This is a genomic window from Dietzia sp. HMSC21D01, from assembly GCF_001815995.1.
In the GTDB taxonomy this organism is placed as follows: domain Bacteria; phylum Actinomycetota; class Actinomycetes; order Mycobacteriales; family Mycobacteriaceae; genus Dietzia; species Dietzia cinnamea.
In genome coordinates this window covers 1-5,150 of record NZ_KV824116.1, presented here as the reverse complement: position 1 = coordinate 5,150, position 5,150 = coordinate 1, and the positions used below count along the sequence as shown (strand labels likewise).

At 72.2% G+C, this 5,150-nt stretch carries 3 protein-coding genes and 1 pseudogene; 1 reads left to right on the top strand and 3 read right to left on the bottom strand.

The window, feature by feature from the left end; genetic code table 11:
- The 3 genes and pseudogenes from HMPREF3086_RS16050 to HMPREF3086_RS16040 form a co-directional block, all read right to left on the bottom strand.
- Positions 1-186, bottom strand: a pseudogene (locus HMPREF3086_RS16050) (DNAase); the annotation flags it as partial.
- Positions 187-195: 9 nt separating this feature from the next.
- A complete protein-coding gene (gene metG / locus HMPREF3086_RS16045; protein ID WP_061229786.1) occupies positions 196-2,049 on the bottom strand; it encodes a methionine--tRNA ligase in 1,854 nt (617 codons plus the stop codon).
- 9 nt (positions 2,050-2,058) lie between these two features.
- Positions 2,059-3,768: a BCCT family transporter gene (locus HMPREF3086_RS16040; protein ID WP_246831024.1), complete on the bottom strand. Its 1,710-nt coding sequence runs from the start codon at positions 3,766-3,768 to the stop codon at positions 2,059-2,061.
- 101 nt (positions 3,769-3,869) lie between these two features.
- On the opposite strand from HMPREF3086_RS16040, the gene HMPREF3086_RS16035 reads away from it, so the two are divergent.
- The gene (locus tag HMPREF3086_RS16035; RefSeq protein ID WP_083324488.1) at positions 3,870-5,123 is read left to right on the top strand and encodes an aminodeoxychorismate synthase component I; all 1,254 of its coding nucleotides are present in this window, start codon (positions 3,870-3,872) and stop codon (positions 5,121-5,123) included.
- Positions 5,124-5,150: the final 27 nt, after the last annotated feature.

Here is a 5,150-nt window from a genome sequence, read left to right as displayed (position 1 = left end):
GGACTCGGCGAGGTCGTCGCCGACGGTCACCATGGCGGCCACGCCGGCGAGCGCGGCCCTGTCGGCGGCCGCGCGCACCTCGTCGGCGGTGCGGTGCCCGCAGGAGTACAGGTGCGTGTGCGCGTCGACGAGCCCGGGCAGCCGCTCGGGCAGGACAGGGGTCGGGCGGGACTTGCGCTTACCCATGGCGGGCGCTCAGCCCTCCCCACCGTCGGTCGGATGCTGGATGGGCGCCCAGGTCGGCCCGGTCTCGGCCAGCTCGGGATCGACCTTCGCGAACAGCGGGCTCGGCTTGGCCAGCGGCGTGCCGGGGGCGATCGCGGTGCGTCCCCAGCGGGCCTGCTCGGCGGCGTAGTCCCCCATGATCACCGGGTACGTGCGTCCGGCGGCGGGCAGGCCCTCGCCGACGAGCTCGACCGGCATGTCGTCGGTGACCTCGTGGACCTGCGGCGCGGCGGCCCACACGCCCTGCCCACCGATCGCGCCGTGGATCTGCTGCGCGGCGGACGGCAGGTACGGGGTGAGGAGTGTGTTGGCGTCGGAGACCACCTGCAGCGCGGTGTGCAGGACGGTGCCCAGGCGCTCACGCTGCTCGGGCTCCTTGGCCAGCTTCCACGGCTCGGTGGCGGCGATGTAGCGGTTGGCCGCGCCCACGATCCGCATGGCCTCGGTGACGCCGGCCTTGAACCGGGAGCGCTCGAGGTGCGCGCCGACGGTGGCGAACGCGGACTCGGCGTCGCGCAGCAGCTCGGCGTCGAGGTCGGTGAGGGTGCCCGGCCGCGGGATCTCGCCGAAGTTCTTGTGCGCCATGGACACGGTGCGGTTGACGAGGTTGCCCCAGCCGCCCACGAGCTCGGCGTTGGTGCGGCGCACGTACTCGTCCCAGGTGAAGTCGGTGTCCTGGTTCTCCGGCCCGGCCACGGCGATGAAGTAGCGCAGCGCGTCGGGGCCGAACTCGGCCAGGAAGTCCCGCACGTAGATCACGACGCCGCGCGAGGACGAGAACTTGGACCCGGACATCGTGAGGAACTCGCTCGAGACCACCTCGGTGGGAAGGTTGAGCGCGCCCAGCGCCCCCGGCTCACCGCCGCGGGCGCCCCGGCCGTCGTAGCCGATGAGCTCGGCCGGCCAGATCTGGGAGTGGAACGTGATGTTGTCCTTGCCCATGAAGTAGTGGGACACGGCCTCGGGGTCGGTCCACCAGCGGCGCCACGCCTCGGGCTCACCGGCGCGCCACGCCCACTCGATGGACGCGGACAGGTACCCCACCACGGCGTCGAACCAGACGTAGAGCTTCTTGTCGCCGCGGTCGGACCAGCCGTCCACGGGGATGGGGATGCCCCAGTCGATGTCGCGGCTCATAGCGCGGGGGCGCAGGTCCTCCAGCAGGTTGAGGGAGAACTTGAGGACGTTGGGCCGCCACTCCTCGCGCCCCTTGAGCCAGTCCCCCAGCGAGTCGGCCAGCGCCGGCAGGTCGAGGAACCAGTGCTCGGTCTCGATGAACTTCGGAGTCTCGCCGTTGATGCGCGAGCGTGGGTTCTTCAGGTCCGCCGGGTCGAGCTGGTTGCCGCAGTTGTCGCACTGGTCGCCGCGTGCGCCGTCGTCGCCGCAGATGGGGCAGGTGCCCTCGATGTAGCGGTCCGGCAGGGTGCGCCCCGTCGACGGGCTCACCGCGCCAGTGGTGGTCTTGGCGACCATGTAGCCGTTGCGGTGCAGCCCGCGGAACAGCTCCTGCACCACCGCGTAGTGGTTACGCGTGGTGGTGCGGGTGAACAGGTCGTAGCTCAGGCCGAGCCCGGCCAGGTCGTCGACGATCACGCGGTTGTAGCGGTCGGCGAGTTCCTGGACGGGCACGCCCTCCTTCTCGGCCTGCACGAGCAACGGGGTGCCGTGCTCGTCGGTGCCGGAGACCATGAGCACGTCGTTGCCGGCCATGCGCTGGTAGCGCGAGAAGACGTCCGACGGCACCCCGAACCCCGAGACGTGTCCGATGTGTCGGGGGCCGTTCGCGTACGGCCATGCGACCGCGGTGAGGACTGTCTTCGCCATACCTACAGACTAGGTGGTGGTGGACCCGTCACCGGAGGTGGAGGTCCCCCCGGCGGCGGGAGCGGTGGCCGGCGTGCCAGCACGCGACAGCCGCTTGTCGCGGCGGCGGCGTTCCGATCTCGGCAGCAGGTAGACCTTCTCGGTGATGAACGGGTCGCTGGTCAGCGCCTTGACGATCGCGACGCACAGCGCGCCCAGCACCAGCACGAACGGGGACGCGGCGATGATCGTGAGGTTCTGCAGGCTGTTGAGCGCGGTCTCCGGCTCACCCTCCCGCAGGCCGGGCAGCAGCATGAGGATCGCGACGGCGGCGGTGAGCGCGCCCCACAGCACGACCAGCCACCGCTTGGGCTCCTCCGCGCCGTTCTCGGACATGCCGGCCATGACGATCGAGGCCGAGTCGGCGCCGGTGATGAAGAAGATCGAGATGAGGACGATCGCGACGAACGACAGGATGGTCGTGAACGGCAGTTCGCCGAACAGGGCGAACAGCTGCAGGGTCGAGTCGCCGTCGCCGTAGATGCTGCGCCCGCTGAGCTCGAGGTCCAGGGCGGCGCCGCCGAAGATGGAGAACCACAGGATGCTCAGCACGCTGGGCACGATCATCACGCCGATCACGAACTCGCGGATCGTGCGGCCGCGCGAGATGCGGGCCAGGAACATGCCGACGAAGGGCGACCAGGAGATCCACCACGCCCAGTAGAAGACCGTCCAGCCGGACAGCCACTCACCGGCCGTGCCCTCGACGCTCGCGCCGGTGCGCGAGGCCATGTCGAAGAAGGTGCCGATGTACCCGCCCAGCGAGGTGGGAACGAGGTCGAGCATGAACACCGCGGAGCCCGAGGCCACCAGGACGAAGAGCGCCAGGGCCACGGCGAGGACCATGTTGGTGTTGGACAGGAACTGGATGCCGCGGTCGATGCCGGAGACCGCCGAGGCCACGAAGCACAGGCCCAGGACGATGATGATGCCCACGGCGACGGCCGCGCTCTCGGCGGAGACGGTGCCGGTCTCGGCCAGACCCGCGCGGATCTGCAGCGCACCCAGACCCAGGGAGGCCGCGGTGCCGAAGACGGTGGCGAAGATCGCCAGGATGTCGAGGACTTTTCCCTGCCAGCCCAGCGCGCGCTTCGGCCCGATCAGCGGGACGAAGGCGCTGGAGATGAGGTGCCGCCCGCCGTAGCGGTAGGCGGTGAGCGCCAGGGCCAGCCCGACCACCGCGTACACCGCCCACGCGTGGGCGGTCCAGTGGAAGGTGGTGGTGGCCATCGCGGTGGTCACGCCGGGGCGGGCGCCGGGCGGGGTGTCGATGTAGTGGCTCAGCGGCTCGGACACGCCGTAGAACATCAGGCCGATGCCCATGCCGGCCGCGAACATCATCGAGATCCAGCTGGTGGTGCGGAACTGCGGCCGCTCGGCGTCACCGCCCAGGCGCACGTTGCCGTACTTGCTGAGAGCCAGCCACAGGACGAACGCCACGAACACGGTCGCCGCCAGCACGAACAGCCAGTCCACGCTCCGGGCGGTCCAGTCGAACGCGGCCGTGGCCGCCGACTGGAAGGAGCCCGTGAAGCCCAGTCCCCAGACGAGCACCGCGCCGACCAGGACGAGCGCGGGGACGAACACGCCCAGGCTGAGGCCCCGCGGGAACACGGCGTCGCCGGCCACGGGGGGATCGGAGGGCGGAGGAGATGGAGTCTTCTCGTCGTTGGTGGTCACCCTGACAGGCCTAGCACGGATCTGACCCGAGGGAGGGTTAAACTCCCTTTCACCCGGCCCCCGGCTGGACCCCGCCGCGGGCGATCTGCCAGGTTGGACGGGTGCACACGTGGGCGGAGATGCCGCCGGATCCGCTCAGCGTCCTGAACGCCTGCGCGCGCCGTGCCGAGCGCGAGGGCCTGCCGCCACCGGCCGCGTTCCTCGGGGACTGGCTGGGCGCGGCCGCGGTGATCGCCCCGTCGGCCCGGCTGGCGCCCGTCGCGCCCGCCGACGCGTTCGGGACCGATGCCCTCGTCGTCGTCGACCCCGACACCACCCGCACCGACGGTTCCCCCGGCACCGACGCCGACCCCGGCCTCACATTGGGCTTCCGCTCCTACCCCGACGTGCCCTCCGGCGCCAGACGCCTCCTGCCCGAGGCGGTCTCCGGGCGCGCCGACGGGGTGCTCGTGCTGGGCCACGACGGCCGGTGGACCGCGCGGGGCACGGTCCCCGACGCGCGCGAGCTCGCCCCCGGACCGGGGGGAGGGGGCGACGACGACGAGGTCCCCACCCTCGACTGGGACGCACCGGATCGGGAGGCGCACCGGGCGTCGGTCACGGCCTGCCTCGAGGCGATCAGGGCCGGCGAGATCTACCAGGCCTGCCTGTCCACGCGGCTGGACGGCCGCCTGCACGGCGAGCCGATCGCGCTGTTCAGCGCCCTGTGGCGGCGGACGCGGGCCCGGCGGGCGGCGTACCTGGCCGGCGAGTGGGGCGCGGTCGTGTCGCTGTCACCGGAGACGTACCTGACGCGCCGCGGCCGCGACGTGCGCTCGGCGCCCATCAAGGGCACGCTGCCGCTGGACGCCGACCCGGCCCTGCTGCGCGCGTCGGGCAAGGACGTCGCGGAGAACATCATGATCGTCGACCTCGTCCGCCACGATCTCGGACGGACCGCCGACCTCGGGACCGTGACCGTGCCCGAGCTGCTCGCCGTGCACCCCGCGCCCGGCGTGTGGCACCTCGTGTCCACCGTCGCCGCGCGCACCGGCGTGCCCCACGACGAGCTGGTGGAGACGACGTTCCCGCCCGCCTCGGTCACCGGCACGCCCAAACTCCGGGCGCGGGAACTCATCTCCGGGCGGGAGCCGCGGGCCCGCGGCCTGCACTGCGGCGCGATCGGCCTGGCCGGGCCCGGCGTGCTCGACCTGTCGGTGGCCATCCGCACCCTCGAGATCGGCCCCGACGGGCGCTGCGAGTTCGGGGTGGGCGGCGGCATCACGATCGACTCCGACCCCGACGCCGAGTGGGACGAGTGCGTGCACAAGGCCGCGTTCACGTGGGGCGGCGGCGACGCTCCCTGGGCGGGGTGAGCGGCGGGCGCCAGGCGGGGTGCGCGG